The sequence below is a fragment of the Sphingobacterium sp. LZ7M1 genome (assembly GCF_024296865.1).
In the GTDB taxonomy this organism is placed as follows: Bacteria; Bacteroidota; Bacteroidia; order Sphingobacteriales; family Sphingobacteriaceae; genus Sphingobacterium.
This window is the reverse complement of the sequence record NZ_CP101134.1, coordinates 4,079,853-4,098,348: the sequence shown is the minus strand read 5'-3', so window position 1 is coordinate 4,098,348 and position 18,496 is coordinate 4,079,853. Positions and strand designations below refer to the sequence as shown.

General features: G+C 39.8%; 20 protein-coding genes and 1 pseudogene. 20 read left to right on the top strand and 1 reads right to left on the bottom strand.

The window, feature by feature from the left end:
• Positions 1-2: 2 nt before the first annotated feature.
• From NMK93_RS17615 to NMK93_RS17535, 17 genes and pseudogenes are all read left to right on the top strand, one after another.
• Positions 3-1,532, top strand: coding sequence for a sulfatase (locus NMK93_RS17615; RefSeq protein WP_254528919.1), 1,530 nt, complete (start codon positions 3-5; stop codon positions 1,530-1,532).
• Positions 1,533-1,639: 107 nt separating this feature from the next.
• The gene (locus NMK93_RS17610) at positions 1,640-2,320 is read left to right on the top strand and encodes a response regulator transcription factor (RefSeq protein ID WP_254528920.1); all 681 of its coding nucleotides are present in this window, start codon (positions 1,640-1,642) and stop codon (positions 2,318-2,320) included.
• On the top strand, positions 2,310-3,692 hold the full coding sequence (locus NMK93_RS17605; protein ID WP_254528922.1) for a cell wall metabolism sensor histidine kinase WalK: 1,383 nt from the start codon (positions 2,310-2,312) through the stop codon (positions 3,690-3,692). The genes NMK93_RS17610 and NMK93_RS17605 overlap by 11 nt, the downstream gene beginning before the upstream one ends.
• Before the next feature lie 74 nt (positions 3,693-3,766).
• A complete protein-coding gene (locus NMK93_RS17600) occupies positions 3,767-4,963 on the top strand; it encodes a porin (RefSeq protein ID WP_185213067.1) in 1,197 nt (398 codons plus the stop codon).
• A gap of 35 nt (positions 4,964-4,998) precedes the next feature.
• Entirely contained in the window at positions 4,999-5,304 is a 306-nt protein-coding gene (ureA, locus tag NMK93_RS17595; RefSeq protein WP_185213066.1) for an urease subunit gamma, read from the top strand.
• An 18-nt stretch (positions 5,305-5,322) separates the two neighbouring features.
• A pseudogene (gene ureB / locus NMK93_RS17590) lies at positions 5,323-5,625 on the top strand (urease subunit beta); the annotation flags it as partial.
• 86 nt (positions 5,626-5,711) lie between these two features.
• Entirely contained in the window at positions 5,712-7,565 is a 1,854-nt protein-coding gene (gene ureC, locus NMK93_RS17585) for an urease subunit alpha (protein WP_185213064.1), read from the top strand.
• Between the two features lie 6 nt (positions 7,566-7,571).
• Entirely contained in the window at positions 7,572-8,066 is a 495-nt protein-coding gene (locus NMK93_RS17580; RefSeq protein WP_185217411.1) for an urease accessory protein UreE, read from the top strand.
• A gap of 22 nt (positions 8,067-8,088) precedes the next feature.
• Positions 8,089-8,754 (top strand): urease accessory protein UreF, encoded by a 666-nt coding sequence (locus NMK93_RS17575; RefSeq protein ID WP_254528924.1) that lies wholly within the window; start codon positions 8,089-8,091, stop codon positions 8,752-8,754.
• Positions 8,755-8,765: 11 nt separating this feature from the next.
• Positions 8,766-9,380, top strand: coding sequence for an urease accessory protein UreG (gene ureG, locus NMK93_RS17570; protein WP_093099259.1), 615 nt, complete (start codon positions 8,766-8,768; stop codon positions 9,378-9,380).
• 11 nt (positions 9,381-9,391) lie between these two features.
• The gene (locus NMK93_RS17565) at positions 9,392-10,321 is read left to right on the top strand and encodes an urease accessory protein UreD (protein WP_254528926.1); all 930 of its coding nucleotides are present in this window, start codon (positions 9,392-9,394) and stop codon (positions 10,319-10,321) included.
• A gap of 1 nt (position 10,322) precedes the next feature.
• Positions 10,323-10,676 carry a hydrogenase maturation nickel metallochaperone HypA gene (locus tag NMK93_RS17560; RefSeq protein ID WP_185213060.1) on the top strand — a complete coding sequence of 118 codons (354 nt, stop codon included), beginning with the start codon at positions 10,323-10,325 and terminating at the stop codon, positions 10,674-10,676.
• Positions 10,669-11,382: a hydrogenase nickel incorporation protein HypB gene (gene hypB / locus NMK93_RS17555; RefSeq protein WP_185213059.1), complete on the top strand. Its 714-nt coding sequence runs from the start codon at positions 10,669-10,671 to the stop codon at positions 11,380-11,382. Before NMK93_RS17560 ends, hypB begins: the two co-directional genes overlap by 8 nt.
• Positions 11,382-11,831, top strand: coding sequence for an urease accessory protein UreE (locus NMK93_RS17550; protein WP_185217408.1), 450 nt, complete (start codon positions 11,382-11,384; stop codon positions 11,829-11,831). The genes hypB and NMK93_RS17550 overlap by 1 nt, the downstream gene beginning before the upstream one ends.
• Positions 11,832-11,864: 33 nt before the next feature.
• Entirely contained in the window at positions 11,865-12,869 is a 1,005-nt protein-coding gene (locus tag NMK93_RS17545) for an iron ABC transporter permease (RefSeq protein ID WP_185213057.1), read from the top strand.
• A complete protein-coding gene (locus tag NMK93_RS17540) occupies positions 12,869-13,639 on the top strand; it encodes an ABC transporter ATP-binding protein (protein ID WP_185217407.1) in 771 nt (256 codons plus the stop codon). The genes NMK93_RS17545 and NMK93_RS17540 overlap by 1 nt, the downstream gene beginning before the upstream one ends.
• Before the next feature lie 236 nt (positions 13,640-13,875).
• Positions 13,876-14,748: an alpha/beta fold hydrolase gene (locus NMK93_RS17535; RefSeq protein WP_254528928.1), complete on the top strand. Its 873-nt coding sequence runs from the start codon at positions 13,876-13,878 to the stop codon at positions 14,746-14,748.
• A 60-nt stretch (positions 14,749-14,808) separates the two neighbouring features.
• Here NMK93_RS17535 and NMK93_RS17530 read toward each other — a convergent pair whose 3' ends face one another.
• A complete protein-coding gene (locus NMK93_RS17530) occupies positions 14,809-15,669 on the bottom strand; it encodes a M23 family metallopeptidase (RefSeq protein WP_185213054.1) in 861 nt (286 codons plus the stop codon).
• 128 nt (positions 15,670-15,797) lie between these two features.
• Between NMK93_RS17530 and mutY the strand changes: the two genes are divergently transcribed.
• The 3 genes from mutY to pheS all read left to right on the top strand — a co-directional run bounded on the left by mutY (position 15,798) and on the right by pheS (position 18,421).
• Positions 15,798-16,841 carry an A/G-specific adenine glycosylase gene (mutY, locus tag NMK93_RS17525; RefSeq protein WP_254528930.1) on the top strand — a complete coding sequence of 348 codons (1,044 nt, stop codon included), beginning with the start codon at positions 15,798-15,800 and terminating at the stop codon, positions 16,839-16,841.
• Positions 16,842-16,866: 25 nt separating this feature from the next.
• The gene (locus NMK93_RS17520; RefSeq protein ID WP_185213052.1) at positions 16,867-17,319 is read left to right on the top strand and encodes a single-stranded DNA-binding protein; all 453 of its coding nucleotides are present in this window, start codon (positions 16,867-16,869) and stop codon (positions 17,317-17,319) included.
• A 61-nt stretch (positions 17,320-17,380) separates the two neighbouring features.
• Complete coding sequence (gene pheS / locus NMK93_RS17515; protein WP_254528932.1) at positions 17,381-18,421, top strand: phenylalanine--tRNA ligase subunit alpha; 1,041 nt, start codon at positions 17,381-17,383, stop codon at positions 18,419-18,421.
• The last annotated feature ends 75 nt before the right edge of the window (positions 18,422-18,496 follow it).

Sequence of the window (18,496 nt, the reverse complement as noted above, 5' to 3'; positions counted from 1 at the left end):
ACATGCGCATACTAACTTTTATCTGTTTTTGCCTATTCAGCTTGGCAACTTTCGCTCAGCGTAAGCCCAATATTGTAGTTATTATTTCTGATGACCATTCCTACCAGACCATTGGAGCCTATGGTTCCAAGGTTGGCCATACGCCAAATTTGGACCGGATTGCAAAAGAGGGGGCTATTTTTACGCGTGGGTATGTCACCAATTCGATCTGTGGGCCGAGTCGCGCCAGCTTATTGACTGGAAAATATAGCAACAAAAACGGATTTAAGGATAATGAGACCTCTAATTTCAACCATGGTCAGAACTCCTTCATTAAAGAACTTCATAACAATGGTTACCAAACAGCTTGGATCGGTAAGATACATTTGGGCAGAAAACTGGAAGGATTCGACTATTATAGTATCCTGACCGGACAGGGACATTATTTTAATCCCGATTTTATCAGCAGTAAAGAAGGGGAAAAGGAAGTCGTGGCAAGAGAGGATGGCTATGTAGCGGACTTGGTGACTGATAAAGCATTGGATTGGTTAAAAGGACAGGATAAGCAAGAGCCCTTTTGCTTGATCATAGGCCATAAAAATACACATAGGACCTGGATGCCGGCCGTTGAAGACTTCGGTAAAAATGATCATAAGCAGATCCCATTACCTGAAACCTTCTATGATGATTATGCAGGTAGAAAGGCAGCTGCGCAGCAAGAGATGAGTATCGATAAGGATATGCAGATGGGCTATGACCTGAAGATGTTTGAAAATATCGAGAAAATGCGCGCTGATGGAAATTTCAGCCGGATGACTGATGAACAATTCCAAGCTTACGTAGATTACTATAAACCAATCTATGAGGAGTTGAAAAAATCAAACCTGAGCGGAAAAGCCCTGGCAGAATGGAAATATCACCGTTATATGGTTGATTATTTAAATACAGCCGAGTCGATGGACCGCAATATTGGCCGCGTATTGGATTATTTAAAGGAGCAGAACCTAGAGGACAATACCTTGGTGCTTTATCTTTCCGATCAAGGCTTTTATATGGGTGAGCATGGCTGGTTTGACAAACGCTTTATGTATGAGGAATCATTCCGTACCCCCATGTTGATGAAACTGCCCGGCATGATCAAGCCAAATTCCAAAATTACGGGAATGGTTTCCAATGTTGATATTGGTCCGACCTTCTTGGAATTGAGTGGAACGAAGGTGCCTGCTGATATGCAAGGTAGGTCATTCTTGAGTTTGTTGAACGGCAAGAAAAAAGATATTCAAGATCAGATCTATTATCATTATTATGAGAATGGAGAACATGCGGTTTCACCCCATTTTGGTGTGAGCGATGGACGTTATAAATTGATCCGTTTCTATAAAAGAGTGGATGCTTGGGAATTATATGATATGAAATCAGATCCGCGTGAGATGAAGAATGTCTATGGGCAGACAAAATTCAAGAAAGTACAGGTTCGATTAGAGAAATTATTGAAGCAAGAGGTTGATAGGTTAGAGGATGAGGATGCGAAGATGATATTATCTAAAAATTAGATTAATGTAAAATTTTAATCTAATTGAATCCTTTTATTAGACTTTAAGCAAATAACTTTCACTTTTTTGTATATTTATTACGATTCACGTATTATATCTAAAAAGTATTGGAAATATTATTAGTCGAAGATGAGAGTTCAGTAATATCCCTTATTCAACGCGGGTTGAAATATGAGGATTTTCAAATTTCTGTAGCCACTGATGGAATTAGTGGGTTAAAATTAGCTAGCTCCAAGAAGTTTGATCTGATTATATTAGATGTTATGTTACCGCAAATGAATGGGTTGGATGTCTGCAGACAGATACGCAGCTTTGACAAGGATGTTCCTATTTTGATCTTGACAGCTTTGGATCAAACAGAAGATGTTGTAGAAGCTTTCAATAGGGATGCCGATGATTATATGACAAAACCCTTTCAGCTTGAAGAACTCAAAGCTAGGATTCATAGGCAATTACGTAAATCCAACAGTAACAATTCCAGCAATCATCTTATCCAGATAGGCGACCTGTTATTAGACAGGTCCAGTAAATATGTTTCACGTGACGGAAAGGCTATTTCCTTGACCGCTACGGAATTCCGCCTATTGGAATATCTGATGGTCAATAAAAACAAGGTGATTTCAAGGATGGATATCCTGGAGGAAGTTTGGGAGATGGATATCAACATGAGTACCAATGTGGTTGATGTCTATGTCAACTATCTTCGGAAAAAGGTCGATAAACAATACGAGAACAAGTTGATCCATACCGTTATTGGTATGGGATACGTGATGCGGAATGAAAATTAAGGCAAAGATCATATTATCCTTTTCCTTAATAGCAATTAGTTTGATCGTACTATTTGCCTATTATGTCTCCTATTTTACCAGAGACAGCTTACAGACCAAATTTTTCCATCGTTTAGAAGAAAATGCCCGCATAGTTGGAGAACATATCATCCAAAATGATGAGTATAACAATCAAATTTATTATGAGGTAAAGCGGAAATACCTGAAGCAGTTGGCAGAAGGAAATGATTACTACCTCAGGATTGTTAAAGGGAGCAACCAATTGCGGATCAGGCCTGACCTGCCCATGCCATCTGAGTTTTATAAAACAGCAATCGAAGAGGGTAGAGCTACCTTTCTCCATAAAAATGTTTCTTATTTAGCCCTGTTTTTTGAGGATAAGCAGCATGCCGAGAACTTATTGGTGATTTCTGAGGGGATTGATGATTATGGACATGGAGAGCAAAAGGACCTTGATCAAACTTTGCTAACGGGCGGTTTAATTTCCTTTGTGTTCATCATTGGGTTGGCTTTTTATTTTGCCAATAGGATCCTTAATCCGTTGAAAGTACTGAATGATGAGCTGGAAAAGGTCAACATTGCCACCCTTGATCATCGACTCAGCAATAAATTCAGTAGTGAAGGCGATGAAATTGATCAATTATATACTAACTATAATTCCATGCTTGACCGCTTGGATATTGCAGTCCAATTGCAAAAAAGCTTTATTGGGAATGCATCCCACTCCCTACGAACTCCATTGACCATTATCGGCGGGGAAGCAGAACTTGCACAACAACAAATCGACCGATCGCATGAAGCCTATCAGTCAATAGACACGATCATACATCATACCAACCGCATGAAGTTTATGATCAAAGACCTTTTGGTGATGTCGAGTTTGGGGAGCCAACGGAAAATTAGAGATATACTTCCAGTACGTATCGATGAATTATTGTTTGAAGTAATTAAAACCGAAACGGAGTTAAACAGCAACAGTAAAGTTCAGTTTGATCTCAGCAATATACCGGAGGATAGTGATGATCTGTTGGTGAAAGCAAACCCAGATCTGTTCTATATTGCCTTTAGTAATATATTGTCCAATGCCATAAAATATGGTGACGACAAAGCGGTAAAAGTTCTCATGGAATTTGATCAGGAGTTTATCATTATTAAAATTATTGATCAAGGAATCGGTATTCCAGAAAAAGATCTTTCCAATATCTATTATTCCTTTTTTAGGGCTTCCAATGTCGGCGAGATCTATGGAAATGGCCTTGGATTAGTTTTGGCGCGCAATATTTTCATCTTGCATGATGTTCAACTAGAGCTCGATACGGAGGAAAATAAAGGGACTACGGTCAGTGTGAAAATCCCTAAACCATCTTTCTAATCTCATTCTAATTTCAGGCTAATTTCATTTTTATATGTTGAAACTATATTTGGTCAGTACCGAATAATTTCGACATGAAAAAACATCTCCTGATAATCCTTTTTCCCCTTTTATTTTTACAGCTTTCCCTAGCTGAAGAATTGACCGATTCTTTGGTGAACGAACAATCCGAACAAGACAGCATTAGGCAAAAAGAACCCAAGGCTTCCAAGCTGATCAATTTAGATGTATTGCTCCGTGCCGGATTAAATGCCAACAACTTAGGGAATGATGACAGTAAGGTAAATGCCAATCTTGATGAAGCGCGTATTTTATTAGGAGGAGATTACAATGACCAACTTTCTTATAAGGTTAGGTTTAGGCTTAACCGCTCCTTTGCACCCACTAGTCAAGACAATGGATCTGCTGCATTAGATTTTGCTTTTTTGAAATACAAATTCGGCAAAGACAATAAATGGTCGGTTACCTTAGGAAAGCAAAGTGCAATTGTGGGTAGTTATGAATTCGAGAATAACCCCATTTATGAGTATAAATTTACAGACTACGTAGACCGGATCTTAAATCTATTTGTGGTCGGAGGAATGCTGAGTTATGAGGTCGATCCCAATCACTCCCTAAATCTGCAGGTCTATAATACCAGTAACCACAGTTTTGATAGATTATTGGCAGACAATAACCTTTCAGCATCTGGGTTGGAAGCATCGAAAGCACCGTTAGGAGCATACTTTACCTGGATAGGAGCATTTGCTGAGAAAAAATTCAATACAAAATGGTCTTATAATATATCTCAATTTGCAAAAGGCAATACCAACCATGCCGTTTCATTAGCGAATAAGTACAAGACCGATCGTCAAATGATCTATCTAGATCTTCAATATTCATATTATGCGGTTGATCATGCCTTAATCGGTTCCAATGTTATCAATGATTTCTATGCAAGGACCGGGGCTGCAAGAACCCTTTCGAAGGATATCGTTTATAAATCTGCCATTTTAAGGTTTGACCAGTTCTTGGCGGACAAATGGGAGATTGCCTTAAAAGGAGGAGTGGAGACCGCCGGGTCAAATGCGGATGATGAGTTAGGGAATGATTTCAGGACAAACTATACCTATTTCGCTGCCTTACAACATAAGCCATTCTTAACAAAAGACCTCAGGTTCTATTTGGGCTACATGGGAAATACGGTTTCATACAAAGATGTAGTAAACATGGATAGGCAACAATTTAACAGGTTGTCCCTAGGGGCTTACTTTACCATTCCAGTTTTGTAAAAGAGGATAAGAAAAAAATATATACAAAAAAACATATGCGATTAACACCGAGAGAGACTGAAAAGTTGATGTTGTATCTAGCCGGAGAGCTAGCTGCAAAAAGACTCCAGAAGGGGGTCAAGTTAAATTACCCAGAAAGCATAGCGTATATCAGTTCACAGATTGTGGAAGAGGCCCGAGTGGGAAAGAAATCTGTTGCAGATTTAATGGAGTTCGGCACTAAGTTGTTGACAAAAAGCCAAGTGATGGAAGGTGTCCCAGAAATGATCTATGATATTCAGGTGGAGGTAACATTTCCCGATGGGACAAAGTTAGTTACCGTAAATAATCCAATTCGTTAACCTTTAAAAAAACATAAGATGGTTCCAGGAGAATACATATTGAAAAAGGAGGAGATTATTGCCAATGACGGTCATAAGACCGTTGATATCTCTGTAAAGAATGAAGGTGATCGACCTATTCAGATAGGGTCGCATTATCATTTTTTTGAAGTCAACAAATTTTTGTCTTTCGATAGAGAGAAGGCCTTCGGCATGCGTTTGAACATTCCTGCCAGTACCGCTATCCGATTTGAACCGGGAGAAGAGAAGAAGGTCATTTTGGTGGAGATCGGAGGCAATAAAGAGGTTCATGGTTTCAACGGTTTGACCAATGGAAAGGTTACAGACTCCAAAGTGAAATCAGCTGCCATGGCGAAAATAAAAGAACTAAAATATAGGAATTCCAAATAACATAAAACACAGTAAAAATGGGAACATGGAATAGAAGAGAGTGGATCAAAGTGGTTGGATTGACAACCGCTGGAACTGCAGCAATGCGTTTGGATGCACTCGGATTAGAGAAATTAGGAATCGATAAATCATCGGTTAAATACATAGATGGCGTTTTACATATCCCTAGGGATAAGTATGCATCACTTTTTGGCCCGACCACTGGGGATAAAGTTAGATTGGCCGATACAGAGCTTTTTATTGAAATAGAAAAAGATTTCAATGTATATGGTGAAGAGAACAAATTTGGTGGCGGTAAAACCATCCGTGATGGAATGGGGCAATCTGCACGTGCCTTGCGTGATGAAGGTGTGCTAGATTTTGTAATTACCAATGCCATCATCATTGATCACTGGGGAATTGTAAAAGGCGATGTGGGTATTAAGGATGGAAAAATCGTTGGAGTTGGAAAAGCGGGTAATCCAGATATTCAAGCAGGGGTAACTGATGGCATGGTGATCGGTGCGTCTACTGAAGTCCACAGTGGTGCCGGAATGATCCTTACTGCTGGAGGAATCGATACGCATATTCACTTTATCAGTCCTCAACAGGTTGAAACAGCATTGTACAGTGGAGTTACGACTTTTATCGGTGGTGGTACTGGACCAGCTGATGGTACCAATGCTACTACAGTTACACCAGGGAAATGGTATTTAGAAAAGATGTTCGAAGCATTTGAGAACATCCCTGTCAATGTTGGATTCTTTGGGAAAGGAAATGTTTCCACGATGAAACCAATTGAGGAGCAGATTGAAGCCGGCGCATTGGGGGTAAAGATCCATGAGGATTGGGGTGCTACTCCATCTACCATTGACGCCTCGCTGAAAGTGGCCGATAAATATGATGTTCAAGTTGCCATACATACCGATACCTTAAATGAGGCGGGTTTCTTAGAGGACTCTGTTGCTGCCATTAATGGTCGTGTGATCCATACCTTCCACACGGAAGGTGCAGGTGGAGGGCATGCTCCAGATATCATCAAGATCGCTATGTACCCGAATATCCTTCCAGCATCGACGAATCCGACCAAACCATTTACTGTAAATACAGTAGATGAGCATTTGGATATGTTAATGGCGGTGCATCACTTGGACAAAAAGATTAAGGAAGACGTAGCGTTTGCCGATTCCAGGATCCGTCCACAGACGATGGCCGCTGAGGATATCTTCCAAGATATGGGCGTATTCTCAATCATGAGTTCGGATAGCCAGGCAATGGGTCGAGTTGGTGAGGTTATTTCAAGGACTTTCCAGACAGCGCACAAAATGAAAGTACAACGTGGTCCACTAGCGGAGGATAAAGGTAAGGACAGTGATAACTTCCGTGTGAAACGTTATATCGCTAAATACACAATAAATCCAGCTAAAGCGCATGGTATAGATGAATACATCGGGTCCATCGAAAAGGGCAAATATGCTGACTTGGTATTGTGGAAAACGAGCATGTTTGGCGTGAAGCCTGAATTGATCATCAAAGGAGGAATGATCCTGAGTTCAAAAATGGGTGATGCCAATGGTTCCATCCCTACACCACAGCCAGTCATGTATAGGCCAATGTTTGGTAGTTATGGACGTGCTTTGCCTTCTGTTTGCTATAATTTCGTATCCAAGATTTCCATTGACAATGGGAATATGGAGAAATTGAAATTGAGCAGAAAGAACTTGCCAGTGAAAAACTGTAGGACCGTTATGAAAAAAGATATGGTCCATAACAGTGCCACGCCAAATATTGTGGTTAATCCAGATACATATGAAGTAACCGTGGATGGAGTTTTAGCGACCTGTGAACCGGTTAGCGAAATTCCTATGGCACAAAGATATTTCTTGTTTTAAGTAATCATGCTGGTATCAAGAGCAATAAAAGGCAATATCCATCATTCAGGCTCTGGAGTTTTCATAAATCCCATAGAATATTTAGAACTGGAATGGTTTGATACAACCAAAAGAATAATCCGGGCATATAGTACAGGTGGGAAAGAGTTAGGCTTCAGGAACCTAGACTCTGTGGCACTTGAGGACGGAGATGTGCTATATGATGCGGATGGAATTTGCATTGTTGTACGGGTATTGCCCTGCTCTTGTATTGTTTTTGAGCCGCAATCGATCAAGGAAATGGCGATTGCCTGTTTTGAGATTGGGAATAAGCATATTCCAATATTTATCAATGACCAAAATGAGGTCATTACGGCATTCGAAAAACCTTTGTTTGATCAATTAAAAAGAGCAGGATTCCGGCCATTGATTGAAGAACGAGTTATTGAAAGGACTGATGTACTAAAGATGCATCAGGTATCAAATTTTAAGAATAAAATAATATTAGTAAAGGAAGATTAAGATGAATCCACTGTTGACCCTCATGCAAATTAACGATTCGGTATTTCCGATCGGAGGATTTACGCATTCTTATGGATTGGAAACCTACATATTTAAGGGGATAGTCAAGGATAGCAAGACTGCCCGGGAATATGCAAGTTCCATGTTGGAGAATAGCTTTTACTATAACGATGCCGCATTTTTCCATAAAACTTGGGAGATCTGTGAATCCAGGGCAACCAAAAAGCGGATTGCGGAATTAGACGCCTTAATAACAGCTTATAAGGCCCCGTTTGAGATCAGAGATGCGAGCAAGAAACTTGGGATTAGGTTCTTGAAGTTGACGGAGAAATTACATCCTGTTGCTCGATGCAGCAGTTATCTGAAAGGCATTCAAGCCAATGAGTACCATGGGCATTATGCCATGGCATTTGCAATGTATGCACATGCGCAAAAGATTGATAATAAGGATGCATTGAGTGCATTCTATTATAACTCTTTAAATGGCATTGTAACCAACTGTGCCAAACTGGTTCCTATTAGCCAAATGGATGCGCAACAGATTTTATTTAAACTTCAGCCACTTATTAATGACTTGGTTGAGAAACAGGCCGATTTGAAGGAAGATCTGGTCGGCAATTGTTGTGTAGCTCAAGATATACGTTGCATGCAACATGAAAAACTATATACACGGATCTACATTTCATAAAACATAAAAATATGCCAGCAAGAAATTACGTAAAAATAGGTGTTGCAGGGCCTGTTGGCTCTGGGAAAACAGCATTGATTGAAAGACTGACAAGGTCTATGTCTGAGGATTACAGCATTTGTGTTGTTACCAACGATATCTATACCAAGGAAGATGCCATGTATCTTCAACAAAATTCAGCATTACCTGCCGAACGCATCATGGGAGTGGAAACGGGGGGATGTCCTCATACAGCAATTCGCGAGGATGCTTCAATGAATATTGAAGCTGTGGAGGATCTTGCCTCCCGATTTCCTGATGCTGAGATCATATTTGTGGAAAGTGGCGGAGATAACCTAACGGCAACTTTTAGCCCTGACTTGGCCGATGTAACCATCTTTGTATTAGATGTGGCGGAAGGTGAGAAAATGCCAAGAAAAGGTGGTCCTGGGATAACCCGATCGGACCTCTTGTTGATCAATAAAATAGATTTGGCTCCTTATGTCAATGCTGATCTTGAGGTCATGAGAAAGGATACCCTAAAGATGAGAGGGGATAGGCCATTTATCTTTACCAATATGATGACTTTGGATGGATTGGAAGATGTAAAAAATTGGATTAAGAAGTATGCTCTTTTAGAGAATTAAAACTCAGTTTTATGGATAGTGCAATTAAGATAAATGCGGAGAAAGAAAACCAAAAAACTGTTTTAAAAGAGAGTTATCACAGTGCTCCCTATAAACTGACTTATTACGGTTCACCTACCTTCCATGAACATCTGGAGATGATCATCATGAGTGCATCTCCAGGTGTAATGGATGAGGATAAATTGACCATAGATGTCCATGTGAAAGAGGCTGCTGAACTTAAGTTGTTCACTCAATCTTTTAACAAGGTTCATCCCATGAAGATAGGAGCGGTTCAGGAAACTCAGATCCAATTGGAAAGAAATGCAATATTTCACTATATCCCACATCCCATAACTCCCTTTAAGGATTCCATTTTTTTGGCTAAAAATGAAATCCATATGGATAAGGATGCTGTGTTGATTTGGGGTGATATTATCTGTTCTGGCCGGGTACATATGAAAGAGTCTTTTGTATTTAGCCAGCTTCACTCCTTAACAAAAATCTATAAGGATAATAAACTCATTTTTATTGATAATCAGTTTCTAAGTCCAGCTAAGCAACCGATCCAGAAGATGTTGTTCTTTGAGGGCTATACCCATCAGGCAACCTTGCTGTTTTCAAGCTCCTTTGCCAAGGACCTGAAGGTTGAACTGGATGAGATATTGGTACAGGATTATGAGGATATAACATATGGATTCACCCAGGCAGCTAATGATGTTGTCATCTTTAGGGCATTGGGGAATAATGGAGAACTGTTGTATGATTTTCTATTGATGTTGGGGCAGTTATGTTGGGAGTTTTCCCAGCATAAAATTGAGGAGCTTAATGCCAAGATGGAGGTCATTGAAGAGGAGACAGCTGAGGAAGTTCCTTTAGAAGTTCCCATAAAAAAGAAGGCTGCAAAAAAAGCATTCAAAAAAGCAGAATCTACCAAGAAATTAGAAGTAATAGCCGAATAATATGCATGAACTATCCATTGTAAAAGATATTTTCCAAACCTTAGAACAGGCATATCCAGAAACCTTTAAGGATATCGTCGGGGTAGAGATACAAGCTGGCTTACTGAGTAATATTCAGCCGGTATTGATACACAATGCCTTTGAGGCCTATAAGGAGGAATTTTCGGAATATGCTGACGTTGAACTTGACGTTGAGATTTTACCGATTATAGCATACTGCAAAGATTGCCGGGAGGAATTTGAGGTGAAGTACCATCGCTTTGTTTGTGCATGTGGAAAAGGTTCGGACAAAATAGTGCAGGGTGAAGAATTGAAAATTAGTAAAGTGACATTTAAAAAGAAAGACCATGAGTAATCGTACAGCAAAAAGTAATCAGATGCCAGTAGGCTCTGTGCAATGTGATAATACCTCTTTGAATTTATTGAAGGCAAATGATTTTGTTGCAAAAGCCATTCGCGACAGAATTCCTAATATCTGTGTGATCAATATCTGTTCCTCTCCGGGAAGTGGAAAGACAACCTTGATGCAAGAGACTGGGAAGCGATTAGGTAAGGAATTAAATATTGCCGTATTGGTTGGTGATCCAGAAACCGAGCGTGATGCGGTCCGTATGCGAGAGGTTGGCATCAATGCCCTTCAGATCGTGACCGGAGGAATGTGCCATATCGAAGCGCAGATGATATTGCAGGCATTGGATCATATCGATCTAACAGATGTAGACCTTTTGTTCATTGAGAACGTTGGGAATTTGGTTTGTCCGGCAGCCTTCGATCTAGGTGAAGATTATAGGGTAACGGTATTGGCAGCTACTGAAGGCGATGACAAGCCCAAGAAATATCCAAGGATGTTTTTGACCAGTGAATTGATGTTGGTTTCAAAGGCGGATTTGTTGCCGTATGTTCCTTTTTCAGTGGAGGCCGCAGCAAAAGATGCGAGGGAAGTCAATCCTAATCTAGAAGTTATATCCATCAGCAGTTTGAAGGGTGAGGGTTTAGATGAATGGTGTGATTGGTTAAAGAATAAAGTTGCTGAGAAGAAGGCAATTTCCCAGGTAGTCTAATGATTATCATTGAAAAATTGGTCAGCAAGTCAATTCCTAAACATGATAAGGATGATTTCCTAGAATTGGAATGGTATGAAGTCAATAGGACTTATTTGAACAGGAAAACGGTATCAGGTCTTGCCGTAAAGATTCAGCTGCCTGAAAAGGCGACCTTTCAAGATGGGCAGTTAATCTATCAAGATGCAGAAATTTCCATTCGGATCCGGATCAAAGCCTGTCTTTGTATTCTATTGACTTCAACTTCGATCCATACCGTTGGGAAGTTCTGTTATGACGTGGGAAATCGACATCTGCCGATCTTTCAAGTAGCTGACGACAGGATTGCAGTTTCTTATGATGGACGTTTATTCCAGGCGTTGAAGGAGAAATTTGATGACCAAGTGGTCTTAGAGGAAATGACCTTATTACCGAGTGCAGCATTGAAAGCCTTCGGAAACTTTATTTAAGGAGGGTTAAGGCTTTTGAAAACAAAAAATGGAATGATTAAGCGATTGAAAGTCATCTTACTTTTTTTGGTTCCTATATTTCTTGTTATTTTTTCATTGGCATGGGGAAGTACGGGAGTGTTGGGAATTGAGGAGCTCTATGACCATATTGTTGCAGCTCTTCATCCAACTGGCGGCAGTGGAACTGTAAATGAGAATATGGCCACTATTTTATGGCAGGTAAGATTACCGAGGATATTGTTGACCTTTTTGGTAGGGGCAGCACTTGCAGTTTCAGGAGCGGTATTGCAAGCGATTTTTAGGAACCCTATTGTGGATCCTTTTTCACTGGGGATTTCCTCAGGGGCAGCATTTGGAGCCGCACTTTCCATGCTGGTTTCCTTTTTTTCCATTACTTTTTCTGCTTTTTTATTTGGAGTCTTGGCTGTTGGCATCACCTACTTGGTATCCTATTCAAAGACCAGAACGACTTTGATTACCATGGTCTTGTCGGGAATGATAATTTCCGGGGTATTTACCGCTTTTTTAACGGTCTTGCAATATATGAGCGACCCCTATAAATTACAGGCTATTGTGCAATGGACCATGGGAAATCTACATACAGCTTCATGGGCAAAGCTGAACAGTTCAGTCCTACCCATTGTTGGAGGGATATTGTTGATTATCATCTTCCGGTGGAGATTAAATTTACTGGCTTTAGGGGATGAAGAGTCTATGGCGGTGGGTGTAAATCCCAAGGGAATGAAATTATTGATGATAGGTTTGGCAACCATGATAACTGCTGCTTCGGTTTCTGCAGTGGGCATGATCAGTCTGTTTGGATTGATCGTTCCTCATCTTACCCGAATTATTTTTGGACCCAATAATCAAATCGGTGTCTTTGCAAATATTAGTATCGGAGGGTCATTTTTATTGTTGATCGACGATCTATCTAGGACCTTAATGCCATTTGAAATACCGATCGGTGTATTTACGATGTTGCTAGGGGCACCATTATTTATTTACTTGATGCGAAAAAACGCTGTAAACTGGAACTAATGGAAGAGTTGATTAGCATAAAAGGTTTGACTTTTGGGTTTTCAGGCCATCAGGTCCTGAAGGAGTTGAATGCTGAATTCCGTTCTGCTGAATTTAGTGTGATATTGGGAAGGAATGGCAGTGGGAAATCTACTCTTTTTAATATTCTTTCAGGGATGGAAAGGGAGTATAGAGGCGAGGTTGTTTTTGGCGGTATGGAGAGGAGGAAAATCAAGCCCCATCAAAATGCCAAGGTTAGGATTGGATTTATGCCACAGTTCCATCATAGTACCTTTCCCTTCAAGGTATTGGATGTCCTGTTGACAGGTAGGGCTGCATTCTCCAAATTTTCGCCAACCGTTCAGGACAAAGCTTTGGTAGATTCTGCTCTGGAGTCATTCGGTCTGTTGCACCTTAGGGACAAACCTTATACTTCGCTTTCGGGAGGAGAGCGGCAACTGATATTATTGTGCAGGGTACTTTTGCAGGAGCCCTCGGTATTATTATTGGATGAACCAACCAATCACTTGGATTTACATTATCAAGTGGCAGTTCTAGACCATTTAAAGCGACTAGTGAGTAAAGGTACTACCGTGATCTGTATTATGCATGATCCGAATTTGGCCTTGCTCTATGGAGACCGGCATTTTTTGATGAACGAAGGACGGTTGAATGAATTGTCAAGCGATAATCCAAAAGATAGGATTTCGGCCTTAGAGACCACATATCAAGTTAAGTTAGCTGGGGTGGATTATTTGGGTGGACAACTTATCGTTCCAAGGATTGTGTGATAATAAATCAGTTAAATCCAATAAACCTATTATTTTTGAGGTGAATCCATTTGCTAATCAGTATGCCTCGATTTCTTCTATTGTTATTAAGTATATTTTTCCTATCTGATTTTGTCTATTCCCAGGAGAATGATTCTGGGCTATATGGAGATTTTCTAAAAGATAAAGCGAAGTTTCAGTCCTTTGAATCTAAACACAGGAAATCTGTTCAAACTAAAAATCATAGAATTTCATATTTGAAATGGGGTGAAAATAAAGGGAAGGTCTTTGTTTGGTTACCGGGAAGTCTGTTGTCGGCTTATGATTTTTATCCATTTGCTAAAGAACTGGTCAACCAGGGTTACTGTGTCCTTTCAATAGATCATTATGGACATGGATTAACCGAAATACCTAAGGAGGATCTTGATTTCTGGAATTTTGCAGACGATCTTGCGCACTTGTTGAAGCATGAGGAAGTCAATCAAACGGTAATTGCTGGGTTTTCAAGAGGAGCTTATCTTGCTACGGCATTTTATCAGAAATATCCAGAAATGGTTCGTGCCATTATCCTAGAAGAAGGTGGTTCAGTTTCATTCAAGCGTATGTTTGATGAGATGGAGCAAGACAAGTTGGAAGAATTCCTACTGACCGTTGAATTCCCAGATGATTTGAAGGAGCTGTTATTTGCTGCGTATGGTTCAGACTTTGAAATATACAAGAATATAAAGTCTTTGGAAGATTCGGATTCACTTTGGCAATCCTTTGGTTTTATGAAGCGGAAGGAAAAGCAATGGATACTTTATAAAGGATTAAATGAGTATATGCATATGCAGGATAGGCTACATTATTTGCAGGTTTTAAATTCGCCAGAGTCTACAAGTAAATATGCTGCATCCATGGTAAATATTGATCCCTTGAGAATTTATGCTAAACTGGATGTTCCTCTCTTAATTATTGAAGCTAAAGGGCCAGATGATTTGTTTGATACCAGCAAAGGGAATAATGACCTGAAAAACCTACATCCCGATCTAATCCAGCTAAAGGTTTATGATTGTGATAACCATAATTTGCATTATGCTTGTCCGGATCAATTTAAAGAAACCTTGAAATTCTTTTTAGACAAATTATAAAGGGCATAAAAAAAGGCTTCCTTGGTTAAAAGAAAGCCTTTTTTTATGTTTTATGATCTTTTAGTTGAAGATCAGTGTTTTTTCAGGATTTATTTTTCTTCCGAAACTCAATAGTTCATAATGAAGATGAGGTCCGGTTGATCTACCGGTGCTACCAAGTCTTCCAATTTGTTGACCGGCCTCTACCTTTTGACCTTTTTTTACTTTAGTGCTTGAAAGATGGGCGTATCTAGTTTCCCAACCGTTGGTATGTTCAACGATTACGACTTTCCCATATTGCCCTTTATATCCAGCATAAACTACTTTGCCAGCAGCTGTGGCCGTAATTGGCTCACCTGTTCTTCCGCTGATGTCAATACCTGAATGCATTTCAAGGCCACGGTTTGTAAAAGGGTTTCTACGGTATCCGAATCTAGAGGTAATCCTTCCATTATGGGGAGTTCCCAAAGGCACACCTTCCAATTTTTTGTCCAGTTTCTTGACCGTTGCTTCGTAGTATTTGATAAGTTCAGGTAGATTAACTTCTTCTTCTACCGGTCCACCAGCGTTTTTAAGCTTCGGCGCAAACTCTTTTAAACCTCTTCTGCGCATTTTGGCATTAATTTGGTTTACTGCACTATCAATAGCATCGAAGGATTTTTGGATTTGAACTGTACTAAGTTGGTTGGTTGCTTCTTCCAGAGCCAAGGATTGCTTCGCTTTTTCGAGCGCTTCAATCTTCTTAGTCAATTGTTCTTCGTAATGGTCACTTGTTGATTTTGTGGCAACATATACAATCGTTGCACATATCAAGCAGATACAGAAGATTCCTCCAGCTAGGATATATTTCCAATTTTTTAAAACAATAGTTGGAATCTGAATCTTCAAGTTCGAATCGCCGTTTGAGTCTAGAATTTCAACGGCAGTCTTCTTTTTTGTCATAGTATTTTACTCTCCCACTTTATGTTAGCCGGGCGTAAAAATAGAGGATGTTAAAATAATTGCAAGAAATTTTAACATTTTATAACTTTTTAAGGAATAGGGAGGGTTAAAATTATCATCTTTGTATTATGTCATTTTCGGAACGAATCTTAACCTGGTATGCTCAGCATAAAAGAGCTCTACCATGGCGTGAGACCAAGAATCCCTATATCATTTGGTTATCAGAAATCATCCTTCAGCAGACAAGGGTTGAGCAAGGGATGCCGTATTTTTTCAAATTTTTAGAGAACTATCCTAATGTAACAAAGTTTGCGAAAGCAGAGGAGTCTGAAATTTTGAGATTATGGCAAGGCTTGGGCTATTATTCTAGGGCGAGGAACATGCATAAGGCGAGTAAACAGGTTTTGGATAGGCATAATGGGGAGTTCCCTACTGATTATCAGATGCTTTTGGCATTGCCAGGTGTTGGGGAATATACAGCTGCGGCCATTTCCTCTTTTTCCAGCAACCAAGCGCATGCTGTTCTGGATGGAAATGTATTTAGGGTATTAGCTCGATATTTTGGAATAGATGAGGCGATCAACAGCAGTTCTGGGAAAAAGCTTTTTTCCAAATTGGCTGAAGAGATGTTAGATCGGGAGCATCCTGCGGAATACAATCAGGCAATAATGGATTTTGGTGCCCTGCAATGTAAGCCCAAGAATCCAAATTGTGAAGATTGCATCTTGAGGTTAGATTGTAGGGCCTATGAAGAGGGTTTGGTTGATAGATTGCCGGTTAAACTAAAAGGTAAAAAAAGTAGAGATAGGTATTTTAATTACTTTATAATTGAAAAAGAGGGGTCTGTTTTGATGTCACAACGATCCGAAGGAGATGTTTGGGCCAATTTGTATGAGTTTCCGATGATAGAGAGTGAAGGGGATTTGAATGTAGCAGAATTGGTACAATTAGAAGAGTACAGGAATAATTTTGGGGAAACAGTTCCTAAAATGATAAAAGGGCAAGTGAAGCATATTTTAAGCCATCAGAATATTTTTGCCCGCTTTTATAGCCTTGATATGGATAATCGGGAATTGGTCAAAAAAAGCTTTTGGAATTATTTTTTATTAGAAAAATTAGATACATTAGCTAAACATAAACTGATTAGTTCCTTTGTGGAACATTATTTTTAGTGCTCACTAAATCCTAAATTATTGTATGTCGGGAGTAAATAAAGTTATTTTAGTTGGTCATCTTGGAAAAGACCCAGAAATCCGCTATTTAGAAGGAAATGTAAGTGTTGCTAGTTTTCCGTTGGCAACTTCGGAGACTTTCAACAAGGATGGCCGTCGTGTAGAGCAGACTGAATGGCACAACATCGTATTGTGGCGCGGTCTGGCAGATGTTGCGGTAAAGTACCTGAGTAAAGGGAAATTGGTCTACATAGAAGGGAAATTGAGGACACGTTCTTATGAAGATAAAGAAGGTATCCGTCGCTATACGACAGAGATCGTAGCAGAGAGTTTTAATTTATTGGGTAGACGTTCTGATTTTGAGCCTCAAAGCCCACAACAGAGTGCCACGAGTGGAGCCCCCACTAGCAGTGAACCAAAGGAACAAGCCGTCGACTTTACAGAGAATGACGACGATAGTGATGGTCTACCATTTTAATCTACCTAATTAAATATTGTACCATTTCATTTATTTTTTAAAATTGCTGTATCTTTGACACATGTTGCAAGATAAGATAACGCAGTATACTGAAGAGATAAAGGCATTTGCGCCAAGTTCAGCCCAAGATGTTGAAGCATTTAGATTAAAGTTTTTGGTGTCTAAAGGCATCGTGAAAAACCTGTTTGAAGAGTTCAAGACGGTATCCTCGGATGAAAAGAGGGTTTTAGGAAAAGTATTGAATGAATTCAAGCAGTTTGCTGAAAATACATTTAAAGAGGCATCGGAACAATTTGCAGATCAATCTGAAGGTCAATCGGCAAATCCTGAAGGAGATTTGACTTTACCAGGTCCAGGCTTCACCTTGGGATCTAGACACCCACTTTCCTTAGTAAGAAAAGAGATTGTTGAGATTTTCAAGAAGTTGGGCTTTGTAGTTGCTGAAGGAAATGAGATTGAGGATGATTGGCATAACTTCTCAGCGTTAAATTTTGCTCCAGAGCATCCAGCTAGGGATATGCAGGATACATTCTTTATCAAGAAGCAAGATGGAAATGATGTTGTGCTTCGTACGCATACCTCCTCGGTTCAGGTTCGATTGATGGAAGCAGGGAAACCTCCCTTCCGCGCTTTGATGCCGGGAAGAGTATACCGTAATGAAGCAATATCTGCGAGAGCGCATTGTTTCTTCCACCAAATCGAAGGATTATATGTGGATGAGAATGTGTCGTTTGCTGATTTGAAACAGACATTATATCACTTTGTGAAAGAATTGTACGGAGAAGACACGAAAGTAAGATTCCGTCCATCTTATTTCCCTTTTACTGAACCTTCAGCTGAAATGGATATTTCCTGTACCATCTGTAAAGGGGCAGGTTGCCAGATGTGTAAATATTCAGGTTGGGTAGAGATCCTTGGTTGTGGTATGGTAGATCTGAACGTGTTGGATAATTGTGGAATCGACAGTAAGAAATATTCAGGCTTTGCCTTCGGTATGGGTATCGAAAGGATCACAAACCTGAAGTATGAGATCCGCGACCTGCGTTTGTTCTCAGAAAACGATGTTCGTTTCTTATCTCAATTTGAGACAGAGATTATTTAAACCAATTGGTTAGTATTCTACCCGAGATTTTAATGGTCTTGGGTAGAATCATATAAAAAATTGAATCCCAAATTC